Source organism: Rhizobium rosettiformans W3 (assembly GCF_004912135.1).
GTDB classification, from domain to species: Bacteria; Pseudomonadota; Alphaproteobacteria; order Rhizobiales; family Rhizobiaceae; genus Allorhizobium; species Allorhizobium rosettiformans.
In genome coordinates this window covers 24,828-46,371 of the sequence record NZ_STGU01000020.1, presented here as the reverse complement: position 1 = coordinate 46,371, position 21,544 = coordinate 24,828, and the positions used below count along the sequence as shown (strand labels likewise).

Genomic DNA, 21,544 nt, shown 5'->3' with positions numbered 1-21,544 from the left:
CCTCGAACCCATGCACCGGGAAGTCCCCACCCGGCAGATGGCTGTTGGCCGTCCAGGGATTGCCCTTGACGCCGATCGCTTCACCGATCTTCTCGAGCGCATGTTCCGCCAGGCGCCGGTAGGTGGTGAGCTTGCCGCCGAAAACATTCAGGAGCGGAGCGCCGCCGCCAGCACCATCAAGCTTCAGCACATAGTCACGCGTCGCCTCCTGTGCCTTCGAGGCGCCGTCATTGAAGAGCGGACGGATTGCCGAATAGGTCCAGACGATATCGCTAGGCTTGAGCGGTTCCTTGAAATATTCACTCGCCGCCTTGCAGAGATAATCCGTCTCTTCCTGCGAAATCCTGACATCCTTCGGATCACCCGTGTAGTCCCGGTCGGTGGTGCCGATCAGGGTGAAGTCGTCCTCATAGGGAATGGCGAAGATGATGCGGTTATCGGGATTCTGGAAGAAGTAGGCTTTCGGTCCGTCGAACTTCTTCTTCACGACGATGTGGCTGCCCTGCACGAGACGGACATGGCGCGCCTCGTTCTGGCCGAAGGCGGAACGGATGACATGATCGACCCAGGGACCGGCGGCGTTGACCAGCATGCGGGCCTGATGCGTCTGCGAGCGGCCCGAGAGCGTATCCACCGTCTCGATCGTCCACAGCCCGTTCTCGCGCCGCGCCGACACCACTTTCGTGCGCGGCATGATCAGCGCGCCCTTGTCGGCGGCATCCCTGGCGTTCAGCACCACCATGCGGGCATCGTCGACCCAGCCGTCGGAATATTCGAAGGCCTTGGTGAACAGCGCTTTCAGCGGCTTGGCTGCCGCGTCGCGGCGCATGTCAAGCACCGCTGTCGGCGGCAGGAGCTTGCGGCCGCCGAGGTGATCGTAGAGGAAGAGGCCCAGCCGGATCAGCCAGGCCGGGCGGATACCGCCCTTCTGGTAGGGCAACACGAAGCGCATCGGCCAGATGATGTGCGGTGCCATCGCCCAGAGCACTTCGCGCTCCATCAGCGATTCACGCACCAGTCGGAATTCGTAGTGCTCGAGATAGCGCAGACCGCCATGGATCAGCTTGGTGGCGCCCGACGAGGTGCCGGAGGCGAAGTCGTTCATCTCCGCCAGCGCCACCGAGTAGCCGCGTCCAACCGCATCTCGCGCAATGCCGCTGCCGTTGATCCCGCCGCCGATCACGAACAGGTCGTGGGCCGTCTTTTCCATATCGATCTCCCGTGATGTCAGGCTGTCGCCGCGTATGAAAGCGTGCTTGCGACGGCAGCGCGCCACTTTCGGTAACGCCGCGCGCGTTCGTCGGTGCTGATATTTGGAGTGAACCTGCCCTTCGCCTTCCAATTCGTCGCGAAGCTCGCAAGATGAGGCCATACGCCTGCCTTTGAGCCCGCGAGCGCCGCAACGCCAAGCGCCGTGGCTTCCTGGTTCTGCGACCGCTCGATGACGCTTCCCAGGCAATCGGCCAACGCCTGCATGGCCCAATCGCTGCCGGACAAGCCGCCGTCGACGCGGAGCGTCGCGCCCGTGACCTCCATCGGATAATCGCAAGCCATCGCCTCGAGGAGATCGCGTGTTTGATAACAGACCGATTCCAGGGTGGCTCGGGAAAGCTCCGCAATACCTGTGGCCCGCGTCAGGCCAAAGATCGCACCGCGTGCTTGCGAATTCCAATGCGGCGCCCCCAGGCCGGTAAATGCCGGTACGAGATAAACGTCTTCCTGCTCGTCTGCCAGATGTGCGAGAGGGCCGGTTTCAGACGCCTCCTTGATAAGTTTCAGCGAGTCTCTCAGCCATTGAACCGCAGCTCCTGCCATGAAGATGGAACCTTCGAGCGCATATGTGGTCTTGCCGTCGAGACGATAGGCAATGGTGGAGAGCAGCCGGTTGGACGATCGGACGATCTGGTCGCCGGTGTTCAGGACAACGAAACAGCCCGTCCCGTAAGTCGATTTCAGCATTCCAGGTGTGAGGCAAGCCTGGCCAATCAGGGCCGCCTGCTGGTCGCCTGCGAGAGCGCGTATCGGGATTTCGGAACCAAAATGCACGGCAATCGCCTGACCAAAATCGTCGGCGCAATCCCGGACCTCCGGCAAGAGCCCCTTGGGGACCTTGAATACTGCCAGAAGCTCGTCGTCCCAACAATTTTCCCGGATATTGAACAGCGAGGTTCGCGATGCGTTTGTCGCGTCAGTCGCATGTACCGCGCCGCCGGTGAGCATCCAGGTAACATACGTGTCGATGGTGCCGCAAAGAAGTTGACCGGCTTCCGCTGCCCGGCGCGCGCCCTCGACGTTGTCGAGAATCCAGGCAAGTTTCGTTGCCGAAAAATAGGGATCGAGCAGAAGGCCGGTTCTGTCCTGAACCAGAGATACAACCCCATCCGCTCTTAGCGCCTCGCATACATTGAACGTCCTGCGATCCTGCCAGACGATCGCGGGATGTATCGGCCGGCCCGTCGACCTCTCCCAGATGAGGCAGGTCTCGCGCTGATTGGCGATACCGATCGCCGCAATGTCGCGTGCTTCGATACCGGCCCGCCGAATTGCGTTGCGGCAGGTCTCAAGGACGGATTGCCAGATTTCCGCTCCATCGTGTTCAACCCAGCCGGGTCTTGGAAACGACTGCGAAATCTCCTTCTGGTCGGTCGCAATCGGCCGGGCATCGGGGCCGTAGACGATCGCACGGGAGGACGTCGTTCCCTGGTCGATCGCCAGAACATAGCCGGACATGAAAACCTCTTTTTTGGGATGGAAAGGGGCCGCCAGCACCCTGGGAGGTGCGGGTGCCGGCGGCCAGCGACGGAGGGCTGCTAAGCCGCAGCGTCCTGCGTCGCGCTCAAGAAGATCCATTTGACCTTTTCCGCGACTGCGCGGCCGAGGGTGATATTCGTTTCGGCGGAGAAGTGAATTCCGTCGCAGCCATCGGTTTTGACGAATTCACCGGCGTCGAGAAAATCGACCTTCAGGAAGTCGGCTAGCGCCTTATAATTCTTGGCAAGCTCAAGAGACTTTTCGTAACCTCCTTCGAACATCCCCTCGAACCAGGGGTCGGGCGTTGGCGCAAGCGGCGGCGGCGCAACGATCAGCAGCTTCGGGGCCGCGTATGGCGTCCCGACACCGCCCGCGGAAGTCAGGACCTGGCCTGCGAGCTTGCCTATACCGTTGGCGATCTCGTAAGGCGTGCGGCGGAAATAGGACTTGGTGTCGTTGGTGTCGAGCAGAATGATGACGAGATCAAGCGGCAGGTGACTGGCGAGTGCGGCAGGCAAGTAAGCGCTGCCGTTCAGTCGGGGATCGTCGACGCTGGTCGTGCGGGCGCTCAACCCTTCCTCAATGATCGAATAGCCGTCACCGAGCGCGGCGGCCATGGCGCCGGTCCAGCGCTCCTGGAACGGATATCTGAGCGCGGGCGACGATTCCGGTACCGGAATCCATCCCCATGTGAGCGAGTCCCCAAAGCACAATATCGAACGGTTTTCTGCCATGTCGTTAGACCTCCTGTTTGATTAGTTTGTCCGCGCCTTCAGGCAGTAGAAAATGGCCGCCAGCAAAATGAAGAACCCCTGGGCAATGAGCTTGCCAGCGTCGCTGATGCCAAACGATGTCATGACGACAAACAGAAACGCAAAAGACAGAACCCCGAAGAACGGACCCCACACACCACCTGCCCCGCGGCCAAAGACGACACCGCCGAGAATGGTCGCCGCGACCGACAGGATCGGGAAATCGAGACCCACGCGAACACGGCGATGCATCGGCGACAAGATCGTCATATTGGGTCTGCACCGGGGTCACGGGCGATCAATCATAGCTGACCGAGACACCGACCTCGTCGGAATCGCCCACCTTTTCACAGGTCTTCTAGATCCCACATCGCGCAAGCCAGCGTAACTCAGTTAGCGAACTCCCGGAAGAATGACCCAACCCGCTCGACAATAATATCCTTGTCATTGTCGAGCGTCGCGACGTGGTAGGAATCATTGAGGTAGAGCAGCCGGATGTCGTCCGAGGAAATACTCGAGACGATCTTCATCGCGTTCGATGCTGGCACCACATGGTCCTCACGGCCTTGAATGACAAGCGTAGGGCATTTGATCCTGCCGAACAGGTTGGCGGTAGCCAAGACGAGCGTCAGCACGTCGCCCATGCAGCGAACCGGCACTTCCGAATAGGCCAGTTCGGTAACGCCTACGGCCTTGATGTCGGAAGCGATGCCGGGCAACCGCTGCGGGCGGGGATTGAGGAACACCGCATCGGAGAAGCCTTCGCCGAGTGGCCCGGCAGCGGCCGCCACCGTGGCAATTCCGGCGATTTGATCGGCAAAACGCGCGGCAAGGTTGAGGGTCAGCGTGCCGCCCATCGACAGCCCGGTGACAAACACCTTGCGTTTGCGTGCCGCCAGCTCTTTCAGTGCCTCCTCTGCACCTGCCAGCCAATCCATATAGGTCGTAGTTTCCATGTCATCGACAGACGTTCCGTGCCCAGGAAGTCGGGGGCCGACGACGGTGAAGCCGAACGTCCTGTGGAGGCCCTCGCCGAGATAGCGCATGCTTTGCGTGCTGCCGGTGAAGCCGTGCAGGACCAGCACGCCTATGTCGCTTCCCTCAAATTCAAAGGGCTCCGCCCCTTTCATGATTGATACCATTGATCACTTCCTTCTTGCTTATATTCAAACCTGCCGCAATCTGGTCCCGGAATAGGCAATCGCTGCAATGGCAATGATTGCGCCCTGGGCCATCTGCTTCACCGGCTCGCCAAGACCAAGACTCGTCAGAAAATTGAAGCAGAACAGGAGCATGAATGTTGCCACTGCCGGCCCCACGACCCCACCGCGCCCTGAGCCGAACGTCACACCGCCGAGGATGACCGCCGCCAGCGAATTCAGTGCGAGATCAGAGCCTATGCTTAAACTGCCGACACCGAGAATACCCAGCAGCAACAGCGAGCTTATCACCGCGAACAGGCTGGACAGTATATGGCCAACGAACATGATCCTGACATAAGGAATGCCCGATGCCAGCGCTGCTTGTGGATTCGCCCCGATTGCTTCGGTATACCGACCGAAAACGGATGATCTCATGAACAAGGTCAGGCACATCGTCAAGCCCAGCCATACGGGGACGGCAATCGGCATTCCACCGATCCGTGCCTGTCCGAAATAGCGCAGAATTTCCCCTGCATCGCCAGGCGCGCGAAGCTGGGTGAATGCCGTTACAATACCGCCCAGAATCATGGTCATTGCTAATGTCACTATGACCGAAGATGCCCGCAAGCGGGTGATGAAAAAGGCATTTGTTGCGCCGACAATGACACCAAACAACAGGGAAATACCAATGAGGGCGATCTCCGACACCGGGAAAATCCCGCTTGTCATGATATAGCTGACAGCCATGGCGACGCCGCCGAATGACAGATCGAGCGACAAAAGCCGGATGCAGATTGCCTGCCCCAGGACAGCGATACCGAGCGGTGCCGCTTGCCTTAAGATCAACATTAGCAAAAACGGCTGCAGAAGATTGGGCCGAACAACTCCCGCGATCAAGACCAGCGCCGCGGCGCCGATGTAGAAATAGGGCAGGTTTCGAAGCAAAGACTGAAGCCGGCCGCCGCTTTCATTATTGCCTGCGGCGACAGGCATGGGGGAACTGCTCATATGCCGATGGCCTTTCTGCGCTGGAGACTAACCGCGCCAAGCAGCAGCATTCCTGTCAGCGCTGCCCGCAGGAATGGCGAAACGCCGAGCAAGTTCATCCCGTTGGTGATGAGGCCGAGCGTGAGGGTCCCGAGGATGGCCCCAACAACGCTGCCGGTGCCGCCCGCGAGCTGGACGCCGCCAAGAGCGATCGCGGTCACCGAATCCAGCCCGAACGATTGCCCCATCATCGGGTCGCCGGTCGAGATCCTGCCCGTCAGGTAGATGCTGGCTATGCAACCTGACAGAGAGCAGATGACATAACAGGCAATGCGTGGCGCCACGGTCCTTACACCGCTCAGGGAGGCGCTGTTGACATTTGCCCCAAGAGCAAAGAGACGCAGCCCGAAACGGGTGAAGTACAGCATGATCGAAAAAACTGAGACGATGATAATACTCCACACTACGGACGCGGGAATGCCTGCGAACTGGGCTTTGGCGATTGCGCTGATCCATTCGGGCACCACGCCACCAGCGCCGGACATCCAGGAAAGTGCGAACCCCTGAACGAACGTCATAGATGCAAGCGTCATGACCAAAGGATGTACACCAAAGCCAACGACACCCATTCCGTTCACCAGACCGACGCAGATTGCGAGGCCGAGCGCGGCAGGAATGGCCCATGCCGGATCCAGCGAGACCAGGACAACACTGGACAAACTGACGACGGATCCGACGGAAATGTCAATCCCGCCGACGAGAGCGACGATGAGCTGCCCCAGCGCCACGATCAACAGAGCCGTGATCTGGTTGTTGATATTAGCGATATTTCCATAGGATAGAAAATTCGGCGCGGCGATAGACAGAAGAGCAAACATTACGACTGGCAGGCTTGCCGAAACGAGCCCTATGCCAGACCTGCCGAAAGGTTGAAAAACTGATCTCATGCGTGGATTTCCTGCTCACTGCGGCCCAGAAAGGCGTGACGCGCGACGATTTCTTCGGTTGCGGCGGCGGCATCGAGTTCTGCGACGATCGCCCCGCCGCGAACGACGAGTATCCGATCACACAGCCCTAGATGCTCCGTCATTTCACTCGATGTCATGAGAACGGCGCCGCCCTTTTCGACATAGTCGCGCAGCAGCCGATAAATCTCCGCCTTTGCGCCGACATCAACCCCGCGGGTCGGCTCTTCGATCACCAGGACATCGACATCTGCCAGAAGCCATCGACCGATCATGACCTTCTGCTGATTTCCACCCGACAGCGCCGACACTGCCTGCCTGTCATTGCGAGCACGGATGTTCATCTCCTGCATCAAATTCCGGATGCGGGCACCCTGCGTGCGGACGCGGGACCACCATGGGCGGCCTCGCAACGGACCAAGTCCCATGTTGCGGCTGATAGGCAGCGTGAGATAGAGGCCTTCGGTCTTGCGGTCTTCCGGCACGAAGCCGAGGCCGGCGCCAGCGACATTGACCGGGTTTGCCAGCAACGCCTTTTGCGTACCGTCGGTATCGAATTTGCACACTCTACCGCCAGCAGGAGGCATGATCCCGGCTATGGTGCGCACAAGTTCCCGTTGGCCCTGCCCTTCCAGTCCGGCAAGGCCAAGGATCTCCCCACGACAAAGGGAAAATGAGACTGCTGTGTCAGCGGAACCAACTTTCAAACCCTCCACGGACAGCGCAGTATCTCCACCTGAACTTGGCGAGCGGTTAGGATAGAGTTGTCCCACTTCCCGACCGACCATGAAGGATACCAGAGATTCACGAGTGAGCTCCGCCGTGGGGCTGGTGCGCACATGCCGCCCATCCTTCAGGATGGTTACGACGTCGCAGAGCCGGAATATTTCCTCGAGCCGATGGCTAATGTAGAAGATCAGCTTGCCCGCTTTCTTCTGAGCTTCGATCAGGCTGATGAGTTTCTCCACTCCGAAGCTGTCGAGTGCAGCCGTCGGCTCGTCATAAATGACGATCCGCGACTGCATCGCCGCCCCCTTCGCAATTTCGACAAGATGCTGCTCACCGACAGACAGGTCCCTGCAATAGGTGTCAACGTCCAAAGCAATTCCAATGCCATCAAGCACCGCGCGGGCCATTCGGACCATCGACTTCCTGTCGACGAGACCGAATTTAAGCGGCTCCCGCCCGAGAAACAGATTCTCGGCGACAGTAAGATTGGGCAACAGCGTCAATTCCTGGAAAACAGTCGAGATGCCGGCAAGCCTGGCTTTTTCGGCGCCATGCCAATGGCGAAGCTCACCAAAATTCCTAAGCTCGCCGACATCGGGCGAATAAACGCCGGCGAGCATTTTCATAAGCGTCGACTTCCCGGCCCCGTTCTCGCCGGTGATGGCGTGCACCGTACCTGCGTGAGCTGCAAAGCTCACCTGATCCAGCGCGGTGAAAGCTCCGAAGCGCTTGGAGACACTTCGAAATTCGACCACAGCGTCTGGCTTGGGCAACAGCTGGAGCGGAGAACTCGGCATATTCACACACCCTCTCTCGAATTAACGCTTGAATGTTTCCATAAGGACGTTCTCGGGCAGCGTCGACGGCATCCAATAGGCGTCGCTGAGGTCCGGTCGGTAGAACTTGTCGAAATTCTCGGCGGTAATCGGCTTCGGGTCGGAAGCATAGGATTGGTGAAGCGACTTGCCTTCAAGCAAAGCGGTCGCTGCGCGCACCATCGCTGGCCCAATCCCGGGGGTGAAGACGGCACCCATACTGTCAACTCCGGTTTCCTTCCAGATTCGAAGGAAGCCGTTATTGCCTTCACCGGTCATGGGAACAAGCGGCTTGCCGATTTCATTAAATACCTCGATGCAGGCACGCGTCATCTCGGCCCCCGAGAACCAGATGCCATCAACCGGCTGACCGGTGGCCACCAGATTTTCGCAAAGCTGCTTGGATTTGGCATAGTTCCATTCGCCGTAGACTTCAGAGCCAATCTTGATATCGGTTCCTTCCAGCGCTTTGACCAAGCCATTGTAGCGCGTGAAGTCGTCAGCGCTCCCCGGCACGCCGCGGAACGCCCAGATCGTTCCCTTCCCGCCAAGCTTTTTCTTGAGGAACTCCCCCCCGGCCTTGCCGAAGAATTCGCCGCCACCATAGAAGGTCAGATCGGCATCCATGGTGGTTCCGGCAGGTGTGTAGACAATGACCGGTATGTTGCGCGACCGTGCGACTGCGATCTGTGCTTTCACAAGATCGGGGTTGATCGGCAGGACAAGCAGCGCGTCGATCTTGCGCGTCAGCAGGTCTTCGATATCCGAAACCTGTTTGTTCGGCTGCCAGTTGGCTTCTACGAAAACAAGTTCCTTGATGTTCGGGTCCTGGCTCGCCGCATATTTGATCTCCTGAATGGTCTGCACGATCCAGGTATTGCCGACGCCCGGCCAGGAAAAGCCGATCGTCCATGGCTTATCCCTCTTGAACTTACCTTCTGCGATCATCTTATCTGATGCGGGTTGCAGGAGCGACGGATCAAGCAGAACCGGCTCCTCAGAATGAGCGAGAGTTGCGCACATAACAGACCCGGCAACGAGCACTGTGCGTAGTACATTCTTGAAGTTCATATGTTCCTCCTGGCGATGTTTATACTGCATTTTTGCCCAAGTTCACCTCCAAGAAAAAACCTAGGCGTCAGTTTATACGTTGCTTCTTACGACAATCTCATCATTGCATCTCCCCAATCCCGGCCTCAAAAAATCCCGTACAATCCTCTACCGGAGCGCATGTTTACGGATATCGTCAGTGACACAGTTCAGCTCAATTGCTTTCGAAGCACTGACTTCGGGCTGACTTGTATGTCTCCGCATTCCAACTCATCGCGCCGCGATGTTTTCAGAGCTCTGAAGCCCGATAATCATTTCGCGCAAGACGTTCTTCTGTATTTTTCCAGTAGCCGTCTTAGGGATGCTGGCAATTACGAATCGTCTTGGGCATTTGAAGCTGGCAAGATGCTGGCGGCAATGTTGCATCAGCTCTGCATCCGAATGAGTGGCGCCCTCCCTGAATTCCAGAAACGCGACTGGTACCTCCCCCCACCTATCATCCGGCATCGCAACGACAGCGACCGTCAAAATAGACGGGTGACGATAGAGTGCGTCCTCGACTTCGACCGAGGAAATATTCTCACCACCAGAGATGATAATGTCCTTTGATCGGTCTTTGATCCGGGCGTAGCCGTCTGCATCAAGCACGGCGAGATCTCCCGAATGAAACCAGCCGCCCGCAAACGCCTTGGCCGTGGCCCCTGGATCCTTAAAATATCCCATCATGGTCATGTTGCCACGGAACATGATCTCGCCGATCGTTTCACCATCGGCGGGTACGGGCCTCATGGTCGATGGATCCATGACAGTCAAGCCAGCTTGAAGGGCATATCTCACACCCTGTCGAGCCATTAGCTTGGCCCGCTCCTCGGCAGAAAAATCCATCCATGCGTCATGTGTTTCACAAATCGAAGCGGGACCGTACGTTTCCGTCAGGCCATATATATGTGTCAGACTGACTCCCACCTCATTCATAGCAGCGATCAAAGATGCCGGAGGTGGCGCGCCTCCGATGAGCGCCGCAACAGGCGGATTAAATCGCACGCCGGCTGAAAGCGCCGCATCCTTGATCACCCCGTGGACAATTGGCGCACCGCAATAGTGGGTCACCGCCTCCGAAACGATAAGCGAGACGATCTTCTCGCCGTCGACCTTCCGCAAACAGACATTCTTGCCTCCTTGTAGAGCGACCACCCAGGGCATTGTCCATCCGTTGCAGTGGAACAACGGCAACGTCCAAAGGTAGACTGCTCCGCGCGGGACGCCCCAACTCACGATGTTGGAGACAGCCGACAAATAGGCGCCGCGGTGTGAATACACGACACCCTTTGGCCGCCCGGTCGTGCCGGAAGTATAATTCATGGAAATCGGCGACCACTCATCGTCAGGAATGTTGTGGACAAATGCTTCGGGTCGCCCTTCAGAGAGGAAGTCTTCGAAAGTTTCCACGTCATCGGCCGCTGTGTGACCGACTTCGGCGTCGGCGTAGACGATAAGCCTCGGCGCTTCGGGAAGCAGCGTCAGGGCATTTCGCACAGTTTCGAGATACTCCGCGTCAGCAATGATTAACTTCGCTTCGCTGTGCTCGAGAATGTATGCAACCGTGGCGACATCAAGCCTGGTGTTGATCGTATTGAGGATGCCACCAGCCATGGGCACTGCGAAATGCGCAGCCAACATCGGGGGAGTATTCGCCATCATGAGCGAAACGACGTCTCCCGTTCCAATGGATGCCTGCTGCAAAGCCGACGCAAACTTTCGACAATATGCGGCGTGCTCCTTCCAGGTTTGCGACTGCGAACCGTAGACCACCGCCACATTGTCGGGAAATACATACTCTGCCCGCTCCAGAAATGTGAGCGGTGTTAGTGCATCATGATTTGCAGCAGTTCGAGAAAGGCCTGTATCAGTCCACGAATTCTTGCTCATATCATGCTCCTCCCCTTATTGCCGGCCTGTATTTCTCCTCATACAGCCCAACATGACAATTTCATTCTTGCGCCCAATTCCCGAACGGCAAAGCTGACTAATGTTGCGACAACATCCTCACGCAACGCATCGATGCATCCACGATGATTCCAAGCATGCACATCCCCCCAAAGGCCAGCCGCAGCAACGTGGAGAACGGCGCTGTCCGGAAGCAACGTACCATATCGAAGTCAATCACCTCCCTGATCGTCTCGATCGAACGTCCCTCCTGGATCAATCTAAATGGCATATACCAAATGATTGTTACAGTTTGCAAGCGCAAAATACTCCGCCGGCCGCGAAGCTTGCATAGGAGTGGGTCAGACGTAATTTTTATGCTCGCCCGCATGGACGCCACCGTAGGGAATCGATCCCGACGGGTCTCTGCTCGGCCCCACCAAACAGGACATCGTTGATGATGATCGTACAAAATCGAGCAGGATGAAATGCCATCCTTCACAGACCCAATGAAATCGGCAAGATCGCGTTGCGCTCCGCCTTGAGGAAGCTCTCGACAAGCGGGCTGACGCTATTCCGGAGACAAATCGCCAACCACACGCTTTTGATCTTCAACCAACTTGCTTCGCGCTCACCGAGATCGACACCAAACTTCTGTTAGATGCTCTCTCAGCACCATACAAGCGAAGTCGCCCGATAGACAGCGATCCACCACCGCAAATGGAGGCAAGCTGAAGATGCAAGCACTGCCTCGCTTGAGCCGGCCGAATGTTCGTCAGAACCTCTCAGAGAACTGAGATAGGCGACTACAGCTCTGTCCGCTCCCGGTCAGCGTACGTTGCGCACGACTTTGTCGCCTCATGCCGAAAAATACGGACGATTTGTCGGCCGATCTCTTCTGCCGTCATGCCACCGGGGCGATACCAACTGGAAACATTGTTGAGCAGCGTCAAGAGCAGCAGGCGATAGACGCCACGGTCAAGCGCGGGGTCAAGCGGCACGGCGGCAATCAGATCGCGAAACATCTGCTCGAAAGAATCGCGTTTCTTCACCAGCCTTTCGCGAATCTGTAATGGGACAAGCGCGAAGTCCTTCATCAGCGGCATTGTGAGTGAACCGGGATCGAGCTGGATTTCCGTGAGAGCAACGCAGGCCGCTTCCAACCGGTCCCAGGGCTGCGAAAGCGGGGCGATCGCTGCTCGGATGCGATCCTCTGCAATCTGCAGGGCGATGTCGTGGATGCGGACGAACAGCTCTTCCTTCGATTTGATGTAATGATAGAGCGAACCGCCAAGCAGTCCCACCCGCTCACCGATATCGCGTACCGAGGTCGCAGCATAGCCGCGCTCGGCAAAAAGCGCGGCGGCTTCTTCCAGGATCTCGCGATGCCGCTCGCTGAGTCCAGCGCCTTGAAATGCACCTGCAAGTGCACCTTTCGCGGCATTTCCCATTTCGCCGCCGTCTCGTCCCGTCATGCTTATCTCAAAGTCTTTCCATCATCTCATTGCAGTCAGGAATATCGTGATAACGTAGAACGGTCTTTTCCCCAACTCCCTTCGTTGCTCGACATGCGCAGGCTTTTGCAGACAGCGGTGAAATTAGCGCTTGCGGACTGTAACAATCATTTGATACATTTATCAAGATCAACTGTAGGAGGAAAGGTTGAACGAGACAATCAGGGAGGCGATGGACTTCGACGTGGTGATCGTTGGTGCGGGACCGGCCGGTCTTGCCACTGCGATCCGCCTGAAGCAGCGCGCCGCCGAGGCGGGCGAGGAAATTTCCGTCGTCGTCGTGGAAAAGGGTTCGGAAGTCGGTGCGCATATCCTGTCGGGCGCGGTGATCGACCCTTCCGGTCTCGATGCGCTGCTGCCCGACTGGCGGGAAGATCCGGACCGTCCGCTCACCACCGAAGTCACCGACGACTGCTTCCATGTGCTGACCGCCACACGGTCGCTACGGCTTCCCAATGCGCTGATGCCGCCACTGATGAACAATCACGGCAACTTCATCGGTTCGCTCGGCAATGTCGCCCGCTATCTGGGGGCACAGGCCGAGGCGCTCGGCGTCGAGATCTATCCGGGTTTTGCGGCGACCGAAGTTCTCTATCACGACAACGGCGCGGTCGCCGGCATCGCCACCGGCGACATGGGGATTGGCCGCGACGGCGAGCCGAAGGACGATTTCACGCCCGGCATGGAGCTTCGGGCGAAATACACCGTGTTTTCTGAGGGTGCGCGCGGCAGCCTGACCAAGCAGCTTCTCGCCCGTTTCAACCTGACCGAGGGACGCTCGGTGCAGAAATTCGGCATCGGCATCAAGGAACTCTGGCAGGTCAAGCCGGAGAAGTTCCGGAAAGGGCTGGTGCAGCACTCGTTCGGCTGGCCGCTCGACATGAAGACCGGCGGCGGCTCGTTCCTCTATCATTTCGACGATCATCTGGTGACCGTGGGCTTCGTGCTGCATCTCGATTACAAGAACCCGACGCTCTCGCCCTTCGACGAGTTTCAGCGTTTCAAGACGCATCCCCTGATCCGCGACACCTTCGAGGAGGGCAAGCGCATCGCCTATGGCGCTCGCGCGCTGACCGAAGGCGGCTACCAGTCCGTGCCTCAGCTTGCCTTCCCTGGCGGCGTGCTGGCCGGCTGTGCTGCAGGCTTCATGAACGTGCCGCGCATCAAAGGCTCGCACAATGCCATCCATTCCGGCATGCAGGCGGCGGACGCCGTGTTCGACGGGCTTTCGAGCGGCCGCGCCAACGATACGCTCGAAGCCTATGAGGCCGGCTGGCGCAGCTCGGCCATCGGGCGGGACCTGAAGCCGGTCCGCAACGTCAAGCCGCTGTGGTCGCGGTTCGGCACCGTGCTCGGCGTCGGCCTTGGCGGCATCGACATGTGGCTGCAGACGCTGTTCGGCGTTTCGCCCTTCGGCACGCTGAAGCATCAGAAGGCCGATTTCCAGAGCCTCAAGCCGCTCTCGGAGGTCACGCCGATCCAGTACCCGAAGCCGGACGGGAAGCTTACCTTCGACAAGCCGTCCTCGGTCTTCCTGTCGAATACCAACCATATCGAGGACCAGCCGGTTCATCTGAGGCTCAGCGATCCGAGCATCCCGATCGAGCGCAACCTGCCGCTCTATGGCGAGACGGCCCGGCTCTACTGTCCCGCCGGGGTCTACGAGATCGTCTATGACGACGAACAGGCGAAGACCGGCCCCCGTTTCGTGATCAACGCGCAGAACTGCGTGCACTGCAAGACCTGCGATATCAAGGATCCCTCGCAGAACATCACCTGGGTGCCGCCCGAAGGTGGCGGCGGCCCGAACTATCCCAACATGTGACGTCCGTTCCACCGATTTGTTCTCAAGCATGATCCGACGCAAACCGCCTCACAGTTTTGCCGGAAATGCTTCCAGACAGGAAGAAGAAGACCATGACCGCAATCTATATCGTCGATACCCTGCGCAGCCCGTTTACGCCCGCCTATCGCGGCGCGCTGGCCGGCGTTCGCCCGGATGATCTCGTCGCCGGCGTCATCAAGGCGCTGGTCGGCCGCTCGGGCATCGACCCGGCCAAAATCGAGGACGTGAACCTCGGCTGCGCCTTTGCCGAGGGCGAACAGGGCCTCAACATCGCCCGTTGCGCGGCGCTGATCGCCGGCCTGCCGCAATCTGTCGGCGGCTCCACCGTCAACCGCTGGTGCGGCTCCTCCATGCAGGCGATCCAGATGGCCGCCGGCGCCATCGCAATGGGCGCGGGCGACGCCTTTGTCGCGGGCGGCTTGGAAAGCATGAGCCGGGTGCCGATGATGGGCTTCAACCCCATGCCGAACCCCGCCTGGAGCGACGCCCAGCGCATCGCCTTCCTCAACATGGGACTGACCGCCGAAAACCTCGCCGACCGCTACGGTATCACGCGCGAGGAACAGGATGCCTATTCACTGGAGAGCCAGAAGAAGGCGCTCGCCGCCCGCGCCGATGGCCGGCTGGCCACCGAGATCGCTCCCATCGGCGATGTCACCGCCGACGGCTGCCCGCGCGAGACGGATGCCGAAAAGCTCGCGGGCCTCAAGACCGCCTTCAAGGCCGGCGGCTCGGTCACGGCCGGTAACTCCTCGCCGCTCACCGACGGTGCCTCCGCGACGCTGATCTGCTCGGAAGACTTCGTTAAGCGCCACAACCTCGCCCCGCTCGCCCGCATCTCGGGATATGCCATTTCCGGCTGCGCGCCCGAGATCATGGGCATCGGCCCGGTCGAGGCCAGCCGCAAGGCGCTGAAGCGCGCCGGTATTTCCGCAGGCGATCTCGACGTGATCGAGATGAACGAGGCCTTCGCCGTGCAGGTTCTCTCCTGCTGCCGCGACCTAGACATCGATCCGACCCGCCTCAACCGCGACGGCGGCGCGATCGCGCTCGGCCATCCGCTGGGCGCGACCGGCGCCCGCCTCGTCGGCAAGGCGTCGCTGCTCCTGAAGCGCGACGGCGGACGTCACGCGCTCGCCACCCAGTGCATCGGCGGCGGTCAGGGCATCGCCATGGTTCTGGAGGCCGCTTGATCATGGCTACGATCAAAAAAGCCACCGTCATCGGCGCGGGCGTCATGGGTTCGGGCATCGCCGCCCATCTCGCCAATGCAGGGCTGGACGTGGTGCTGCTCGACATGGAGAAGAAGTTTGCCGATGGCGGCGTCGCCCGCCAGCTCAAGGCCAACGGCTTCATGGACCCGGCATTCGCGAGCCGCATCGCCACCGGCTCGACCAAGGACGACCTGGCGCTGATCGCCGACGCCGACTGGATCGTCGAGGCTGTCGCGGAAAAGCTGGAGATAAAGCAGACGCTCTACCGCGCCATCGACGGTGTCAGGAAGAAGGGCTCCATCGTCTCTTCCAACACTTCGACCATTCCGCTGCATTCGCTGGTCGAGGGACTGCCGGAGGGTTTCGCCGCCGACTTCCTCATCACCCATTTCTTCAATCCGCCGCGCATCATGCGGTTGCTGGAACTCGTCTCCGGCAAGGCGACCAAGCCCGAAGTGACCGCGACCATCCGTGATTTCGCGGATCGCGGCCTCGGCAAGAGCGTGGTCGTCTGCAAGGACACGCCCGGCTTCATCGGCAACCGCATCGGCAATTACTGGATGGTGGTGGCGCAGAACGAGGCCATAGAACTCGGCCTCGATGTCGAGGAAGCAGACGCCATCATCGGCAAGCCCTTCGGCATTCCCTCCACCGGCATCTTCGGCCTGCTGGATCTCGTCGGCATCGACCTGATGCCGACCATCCTGCGCAGCCTGCAGAACGCGACGCCGGAAGGCGATGCGGTGAAGGACTACGACGCCGAACCGGCGCTGATCGCCCGCATGATCGCGGAAAACCGTCTCGGCCGCAAAAGCGGTGCGGGCTTCGTGCGCCTTTCGCCCGACCGCAAGTCGCGCGACGTGACCGACCTGAAGACCGGCGAATACCGGCCGCAGAAGGCGGTTTCCTCCGAAAGCCTCGATGCCTCGGGCGGCGATCCGCGCGCGCTGATGGAGCATGCCGGCCTCGGCGGCCGCTATGCTGCGATCGTCATGGAAAAGGCACTTGCCTATGCCGCGTCGCTGGTGCCGGACATCGCCGACACGCCGGACGCCGTGGACGAGGCCATGCGCACCGGCTACGGCTGGAAGCAGGGTCCGTTCGAGCTGATCGACCGGCTCGGCGCCGGCTGGCTGAAGGCCCGGCTCGAAGCGCGCGGCGTTGCCGTGCCCGCCTATCTCTCGCTCGCAGCAGAAAAGGGCGGCTTCTATTCGGTCGTCGACGGCAAGCGCGCCAACCTGCTGCCTGACGGCACGGTCGAACCGATTGCCAGGGGTGACGGCGTGCTGCTTCTTTCCGACCTCAAGCTCGCCGGCAAGCCGGTCGAGGACTGGGGCGCGGCAAGCCTGTGGGATCTTGGCGACGGCGTCGCCTGCCTCGAATTCCGAACCAAGATGAACACCTACAATCCCGCCTTGCTCGACGCCATCAACAAGGCTGTCGAACGCACGGCGAAGGATTTCAAGGCACTGGTGATCGGCAGCGATGCCGCCGTGTTCAGCGCGGGCGCCGACCTGCGCGTCTTCCTCGATACGGTGGAAAAGGGCGGTCGCGAGGCGCTGGGCGCCTTCATCGACCATGGCCATCGCACCTTCAAGGCGGTGAAATACGCCCCCTTCCCGGTGGTCGGTGCCGCAGCCGGGCTGGCGCTCGGCGGCGGCTGCGAGATCCTTCTGCATTGCGACGCGATCCAGGCCCATGCGGAGCTTTCCATCGGCCTCGTCGAAACCCGCATCGGCGTCGTGCCGGGCTGGGGCGGCTGCAAGGAAATGATGCTGCGCTTCTCGGCATCGACCGCCGCGCTGCGCGGGCCGGTCGCGCCTGCGATTGCCGCCTTCAACCTGATCGCACCCGCCAGGGTTTCGGCCAGCGCCTTCGACGCCCGTAGCCTCGGCTATCTCAAGGCCACCGACGGCATCACCATGAACCGCAGCCGGCTGATCGCCGACGCCAAGGCAAAGGCGCTTTCGCTGGCGGAAGGCTATGTCGCGCCGGAACCGCCTGTCATCGCCATGGCCGGGCCGTCAGGGGCTTCCGCGATCCACAACATCATCGAAGGCGAAGCGCTCGCCGGTCGGGCCACCGCGCATGACAGGGTGGTCGGGCGCGCGCTTGCCAATGTTCTGACCGGCGGTCCCTCCGCCGATCCGCTGAAACCGCTCTCGGAAGACGATGTGATCGCGCTGGAACGCGAGGCCTTTGTCGACCTGCTCGCAACACCTGCAACCGTGGACCGCGTCAAGCACATGCTGGCGACCGGCAAGCCGCTGCGCAACTGAACAAGAAGAGGCAAGGAACTCCCATGGCAGGCTATATCCCTCCCGTCGACGACATCTCCTTCCTGCTCGGCGAGGTCTTCGACTTCGACGCGCAGATGGCCACCCTTCCCGGCTTTGAAGAGGTCAATACGGAACTCGCAACGAGCGTCATGGAGGAAGGCGGCAAGTTCTGCGCCGAGATCCTCGAACCGCTCAACCGTCCCGGTGACGAGGAAGGCTGCAAGCTGGAAAACGGGCTGGTGACGACGCCGAAGGGCGTGTCCGACGCCTACAGGGCTTTCGTCGAGGCCGGTTGGGGCGGTTTGTCAGGCGATCCGGAATTCGGCGGACAGGGCCTGCCGCGCGCGCTGCAGATCCTGCTGGACGAAATGCTATCTTCCGCCAATCTCTCCTTCGGCCTGTTTCCGGGTCTGACCCGCGGTGCCGTCGAGGCAATCGCCCACCATGCAAGCGACGAGCTGAAGCAGACATATCTGCCGAAGATGATCTCGGGCGAATGGACGGGCGCGATGGCGCTCACCGAATCCTCCGCCGGCACCGACCTCGGCCTGCTCACCACTCGCGCAGAGCCGGTGGGCGACGGTTCCTATTCCATCAAGGGCACGAAGATCTTCATCTCCTCTGGCGATCATGATTTCGGCGGCAACATCGTGCATCTGGTGCTGGCCCGCCTGCCCGACGCGCCGAAGGGCGTGAAGGGCATCAGTCTTTTCCTGTCGCCCAAGTTCCTCGTCAAGGAAGACGGTTCGCTCGGAGACCGCAACCGCATGTCGGTCGGCTCGCTGGAGCACAAGATGGGCATTCACGCCCAGCCGACCTGCGTGATGAACTATGACGGCGCCATCGGCTGGCTGGTCGGCGAACCCGGCCGCGGCCTCAACGCCATGTTCACGATGATGAATGCCGAGCGCCTGTTCGTCGGCATTCAGGGACTGGGCATCGGCGAGGCCGCCAACCAGAAGGCCGTGACTTACGCCCGCGAGCGCCTGCAGGGCCGTTCCGCCGACGGTGCGCGTGGCCCCGTATCGATCATCGAACATGCCGACGTGCGCAAGATGCTGCTGACAGGTCGGTCGCTGACCGAGGCCGGTCGCGCACTCGCCATCTGGACTGCGTTGCAGATGGATATCGCCACCCGTCATCCCGATCAGGACACCCGCCGCAAGGCCGATGGCTTCGTCGCGCTGCTGACGCCGGTGGTGAAGGCCGCCTTCACCGATTTCGGCTTCGAGATCGCCGTCCAGTCGCAGCAGGTGTTCGGCGGCCACGGCTATATCCGCGAATGGGGCATGGAGCAGTATGTGCGCGATGCCCGCATCGCCCAGATCTACGAGGGCACCAACGGCGTGCAGGCCATGGACCTCGTCGGCCGCAAGCTGCCGATGGAAAACGGCGACGTGGCGCGCGGCTTCTTCGCGCTGGTGCGCGATGACCTTTCGACCACGAAGGGTCCGGCCGAACTGGAAACGGTTAAGGCCTCGGTCATCGAGGCTCTTGCCCGGCTGGAGAAACTGACGGAAGAATTGCTGGCCAAGGGTGCCGATCCGGTGGAGGCCGGAGCAAGCGCCACCGACTACCTGCGCTTCTTCGCGCTGGTGAGCTTCGGCTGGCTCTGGGTGCGCATGGCCGAAAAAGCCTCGGCCGATGCGACGACGCCGCTGAAGCAGCGCAAGCTCGCGCTTGCCCGCTTCTTTGCGGCCCGCCTCCTGCCGCAAACCGTCAGCCTCGACGCGGCCATCCGCGCCGGCGCTGCCGATATCATGGCGCTCGACGCCGACCTGTTCTGATTGAAGTCAGAGCATTTCCGGCGAGAACGGAGTCGCCGGAAATGCTCTATCCCTTTGTTTTCATGTAATTCCGGACGCAAAGCCGTTTCACACTTTTGCTGGAATTACTCTTGCCCGGGAGGAGAAGACCATGCTTGGCATGATGATGAATGCACCGCTGCTCGTGTCGTCGATCCTGCGTCACGCAGCGACCTATCACGGCAGCACGGAAGTGGTTTCGAAGACCGTTGAAGGCCCCATCCATCGCTACACCTATGCGGATCTTTCGAAGCGCAGCCAGAAGCTCGCCAACGCCTTGCAGAAGCTCGGCCTTGAGCATGGCGACCGGGTGGGCACGCTCGCCTGGAACGGCTACCGCCACATGGAGCTTTACTACGGCGTGTCAGGCTCGGGCTTCGTGTGCCACACGATCAACCCGCGCCTCTTCCGCGAGCAGATCGGCTACATCATCGAACATGCCGGCGACAGCGTGCTGTTCTCCGACCTCACCTTCCTGCCGATCCTCGAAGCGCTGGCCGACCGGCTGGCACCGCTGAAGGCCGTGGTCATCCTGACCGACGAGGCGCATATGCCGAAGTCGGAGGTTCTGCCGAACCTCGTCTGCTACGAAACGCTGATCGCGGACGAGTCGGACGAATTCGAATGGCCGGTATTCGACGAGAACACCGCGTCCGGCCTGTGCTACACCTCAGGCACCACCGGCGACCCGAAGGGCGTGCTCTACAGCCACCGGTCCAGCGTGCTGCATGCCATGGCGATCAGCTTCATGGATGTGCTCAGCCTTTCGGCCAATGACGCGGTGGTGCCTGTTGTGCCGATGTTCCACGTCAATGCCTGGGGCCTGCCGTTCGCCGCGCCGATGGTCGGGGCGAAGCTCGTGATGCCCGGTCCCAACCTTGACGGCGCCAGCCTGCACTCGCTGTTCGAAAGCGAAGGCGTGACGGCAACCGCCGGCGTGCCGACGGTCTGGCTCGGCCTGCTCGACTGGATGGATGCCCATGGCCAGAAGTTCACGAGCCTGAAGCGTGTCGCCATCGGCGGCTCGGCCACGCCGCCGATCATGATCAGCCGCTTCCACAACATGGGCGTCACGGTTCGCCATGCCTGGGGCATGACGGAAACGAGCCCGATCGGACTTGCGGCGACGCTTCTTCCCAAGCACGAGAAGCTTTCGGCGGAAGAAAGGCTCATGCTCGAATCCAAGCAGGGCCGCCCGCTGTTCGGCATGGAATTCCGCATCGACGGCAGCGACGGAAAGCCGGTGGCCCGCGACGGCAAGGCCTTCGGCGCCATGCTGGTGCGCGGCCCCTGGGTCGCGGCCGGTTACTACAACACGGAAAAGAGCCCGGCGCATGCCGTCGAAGGCTGGTTCGACACGGGCGATGTCGTCACCATGGACGAGGACGGCTTCGTGCAGATCGTCGACCGCACCAAGGACGTGGTGAAATCCGGCGGCGAATGGATCAGCTCGATCGAACTGGAAAACATCGCGCAGGCCCATCCGGCGATCAAGGAAGCGGCCGTGGTCGCCGCCCCAGACGCCCGCTGGGGCGAGCGTCCCGTTCTCGTCGTAGTGGTCAAGCCCGGCCAGACGTTCACGCGCCACGACATGCTCGATGTCTATACCGGCAAGATCTCCAGGTGGAGCATTCCCGACGACGTCATCATCGTCGAGGAACTGCCGCACACGGCAACCGGCAAGCTGCTCAAGACCGCGATCCGCCAGATCGTTCTCGACGAATACGAAAAGCGCTCGCCGGACGCGACGCTGGCTGGCTGAGGGAGAC

At 60.6% G+C, this 21,544-nt stretch carries 15 protein-coding genes and 1 pseudogene; 5 read left to right on the top strand and 11 right to left on the bottom strand.

Going from position 1 to position 21,544, the window contains the following annotated elements; all coding sequences use genetic code 11:
* The 11 genes and pseudogenes from glpD to FAA86_RS21995 all read right to left on the bottom strand — a co-directional run.
* A partial coding sequence (gene glpD, locus FAA86_RS22045) for a glycerol-3-phosphate dehydrogenase (protein ID WP_136543176.1) occupies positions 1–1,210 on the bottom strand: 1,210 nt, incomplete at its 3' end.
* 17 nt (positions 1,211–1,227) lie between these two features.
* Entirely contained in the window at positions 1,228–2,730 is a 1,503-nt protein-coding gene (glpK, locus tag FAA86_RS22040) for a glycerol kinase GlpK (protein WP_136543174.1), read from the bottom strand.
* A gap of 80 nt (positions 2,731–2,810) precedes the next feature.
* On the bottom strand, positions 2,811–3,485 hold the full coding sequence (locus tag FAA86_RS22035) for an SGNH/GDSL hydrolase family protein (protein ID WP_136543172.1): 675 nt from the start codon (positions 3,483–3,485) through the stop codon (positions 2,811–2,813).
* Between the two features lie 21 nt (positions 3,486–3,506).
* Positions 3,507–3,743, bottom strand: a pseudogene (locus FAA86_RS22030) (ABC transporter permease); the annotation flags it as partial.
* A 149-nt stretch (positions 3,744–3,892) separates the two neighbouring features.
* A complete protein-coding gene (locus FAA86_RS22025; RefSeq protein ID WP_136543170.1) occupies positions 3,893–4,645 on the bottom strand; it encodes an alpha/beta hydrolase in 753 nt (250 codons plus the stop codon).
* 24 nt (positions 4,646–4,669) lie between these two features.
* Complete coding sequence (locus FAA86_RS22020) at positions 4,670–5,638, bottom strand: ABC transporter permease (protein ID WP_167495068.1); 969 nt, start codon at positions 5,636–5,638, stop codon at positions 4,670–4,672.
* Positions 5,639–5,649: 11 nt separating this feature from the next.
* Positions 5,650–6,579: an ABC transporter permease gene (locus FAA86_RS22015; RefSeq protein ID WP_136543166.1), complete on the bottom strand. Its 930-nt coding sequence runs from the start codon at positions 6,577–6,579 to the stop codon at positions 5,650–5,652.
* Positions 6,576–8,123, bottom strand: coding sequence for a sugar ABC transporter ATP-binding protein (locus FAA86_RS22010; RefSeq protein WP_136543164.1), 1,548 nt, complete (start codon positions 8,121–8,123; stop codon positions 6,576–6,578). Before FAA86_RS22010 ends, FAA86_RS22015 begins: the two co-directional genes overlap by 4 nt.
* A gap of 21 nt (positions 8,124–8,144) precedes the next feature.
* Positions 8,145–9,212 (bottom strand): ABC transporter substrate-binding protein, encoded by a 1,068-nt coding sequence (locus FAA86_RS22005; RefSeq protein WP_167495067.1) that lies wholly within the window; start codon positions 9,210–9,212, stop codon positions 8,145–8,147.
* A 249-nt stretch (positions 9,213–9,461) separates the two neighbouring features.
* A complete protein-coding gene (locus FAA86_RS22000; RefSeq protein ID WP_136543160.1) occupies positions 9,462–11,120 on the bottom strand; it encodes an AMP-binding protein in 1,659 nt (552 codons plus the stop codon).
* 803 nt (positions 11,121–11,923) lie between these two features.
* Entirely contained in the window at positions 11,924–12,592 is a 669-nt protein-coding gene (locus FAA86_RS21995) for a TetR/AcrR family transcriptional regulator (protein ID WP_246035164.1), read from the bottom strand.
* Positions 12,593–12,803: 211 nt separating this feature from the next.
* Here FAA86_RS21995 and FAA86_RS21990 point away from each other — a divergent pair, with 211 nt between their 5' ends.
* From FAA86_RS21990 to FAA86_RS21970, 5 genes are all read left to right on the top strand, one after another.
* Positions 12,804–14,456, top strand: a complete 1,653-nt coding sequence (locus FAA86_RS21990; protein WP_136543180.1) for an electron transfer flavoprotein-ubiquinone oxidoreductase — start codon at positions 12,804–12,806, stop codon at positions 14,454–14,456.
* A 92-nt stretch (positions 14,457–14,548) separates the two neighbouring features.
* Positions 14,549–15,670, top strand: coding sequence for a thiolase family protein (locus tag FAA86_RS21985; protein ID WP_136543158.1), 1,122 nt, complete (start codon positions 14,549–14,551; stop codon positions 15,668–15,670).
* A 2-nt stretch (positions 15,671–15,672) separates the two neighbouring features.
* On the top strand, positions 15,673–17,970 hold the full coding sequence (locus FAA86_RS21980) for a 3-hydroxyacyl-CoA dehydrogenase/enoyl-CoA hydratase family protein (RefSeq protein ID WP_092938770.1): 2,298 nt from the start codon (positions 15,673–15,675) through the stop codon (positions 17,968–17,970).
* 23 nt (positions 17,971–17,993) lie between these two features.
* Positions 17,994–19,757: an acyl-CoA dehydrogenase C-terminal domain-containing protein gene (locus tag FAA86_RS21975; protein ID WP_092938772.1), complete on the top strand. Its 1,764-nt coding sequence runs from the start codon at positions 17,994–17,996 to the stop codon at positions 19,755–19,757.
* A 130-nt stretch (positions 19,758–19,887) separates the two neighbouring features.
* Positions 19,888–21,537 carry a long-chain-fatty-acid--CoA ligase gene (locus FAA86_RS21970; RefSeq protein ID WP_092938774.1) on the top strand — a complete coding sequence of 550 codons (1,650 nt, stop codon included), beginning with the start codon at positions 19,888–19,890 and terminating at the stop codon, positions 21,535–21,537.
* The last annotated feature ends 7 nt before the right edge of the window (positions 21,538–21,544 follow it).

Excerpts from the sequence above, each read along its gene's own strand:
- glpK (WP_136543174.1), bottom strand. The coding sequence starts at position 2,730 with ATGTCCGGCTATGTTCTGGCGATCGACCAGGGAACGACGTCCTCCCGT.
- FAA86_RS22035 (WP_136543172.1), bottom strand. The coding sequence starts at position 3,485 with ATGGCAGAAAACCGTTCGATATTGTGCTTTGGGGACTCGCTCACATGG.
- FAA86_RS22025 (WP_136543170.1), bottom strand. The coding sequence starts at position 4,645 with ATGGTATCAATCATGAAAGGGGCGGAGCCCTTTGAATTTGAGGGAAGC.
- FAA86_RS22020 (WP_167495068.1), bottom strand. The coding sequence starts at position 5,638 with ATGCCTGTCGCCGCAGGCAATAATGAAAGCGGCGGCCGGCTTCAGTCT.
- FAA86_RS22015 (WP_136543166.1), bottom strand. The coding sequence starts at position 6,579 with ATGAGATCAGTTTTTCAACCTTTCGGCAGGTCTGGCATAGGGCTCGTT.
- FAA86_RS22010 (WP_136543164.1), bottom strand. The coding sequence starts at position 8,123 with ATGCCGAGTTCTCCGCTCCAGCTGTTGCCCAAGCCAGACGCTGTGGTC.
- FAA86_RS22005 (WP_167495067.1), bottom strand. The coding sequence starts at position 9,212 with ATGAACTTCAAGAATGTACTACGCACAGTGCTCGTTGCCGGGTCTGTT.
- FAA86_RS22000 (WP_136543160.1), bottom strand. The coding sequence starts at position 11,120 with ATGAGCAAGAATTCGTGGACTGATACAGGCCTTTCTCGAACTGCTGCA.
- FAA86_RS21995 (WP_246035164.1), bottom strand. The coding sequence starts at position 12,592 with ATGACGGGACGAGACGGCGGCGAAATGGGAAATGCCGCGAAAGGTGCA.
- FAA86_RS21990 (WP_136543180.1), top strand. The coding sequence starts at position 12,804 with ATGGACTTCGACGTGGTGATCGTTGGTGCGGGACCGGCCGGTCTTGCC.
- FAA86_RS21985 (WP_136543158.1), top strand. The coding sequence starts at position 14,549 with ATGACCGCAATCTATATCGTCGATACCCTGCGCAGCCCGTTTACGCCC.
- FAA86_RS21980 (WP_092938770.1), top strand. The coding sequence starts at position 15,673 with ATGGCTACGATCAAAAAAGCCACCGTCATCGGCGCGGGCGTCATGGGT.
- FAA86_RS21975 (WP_092938772.1), top strand. The coding sequence starts at position 17,994 with ATGGCAGGCTATATCCCTCCCGTCGACGACATCTCCTTCCTGCTCGGC.
- FAA86_RS21970 (WP_092938774.1), top strand. The coding sequence starts at position 19,888 with ATGCTTGGCATGATGATGAATGCACCGCTGCTCGTGTCGTCGATCCTG.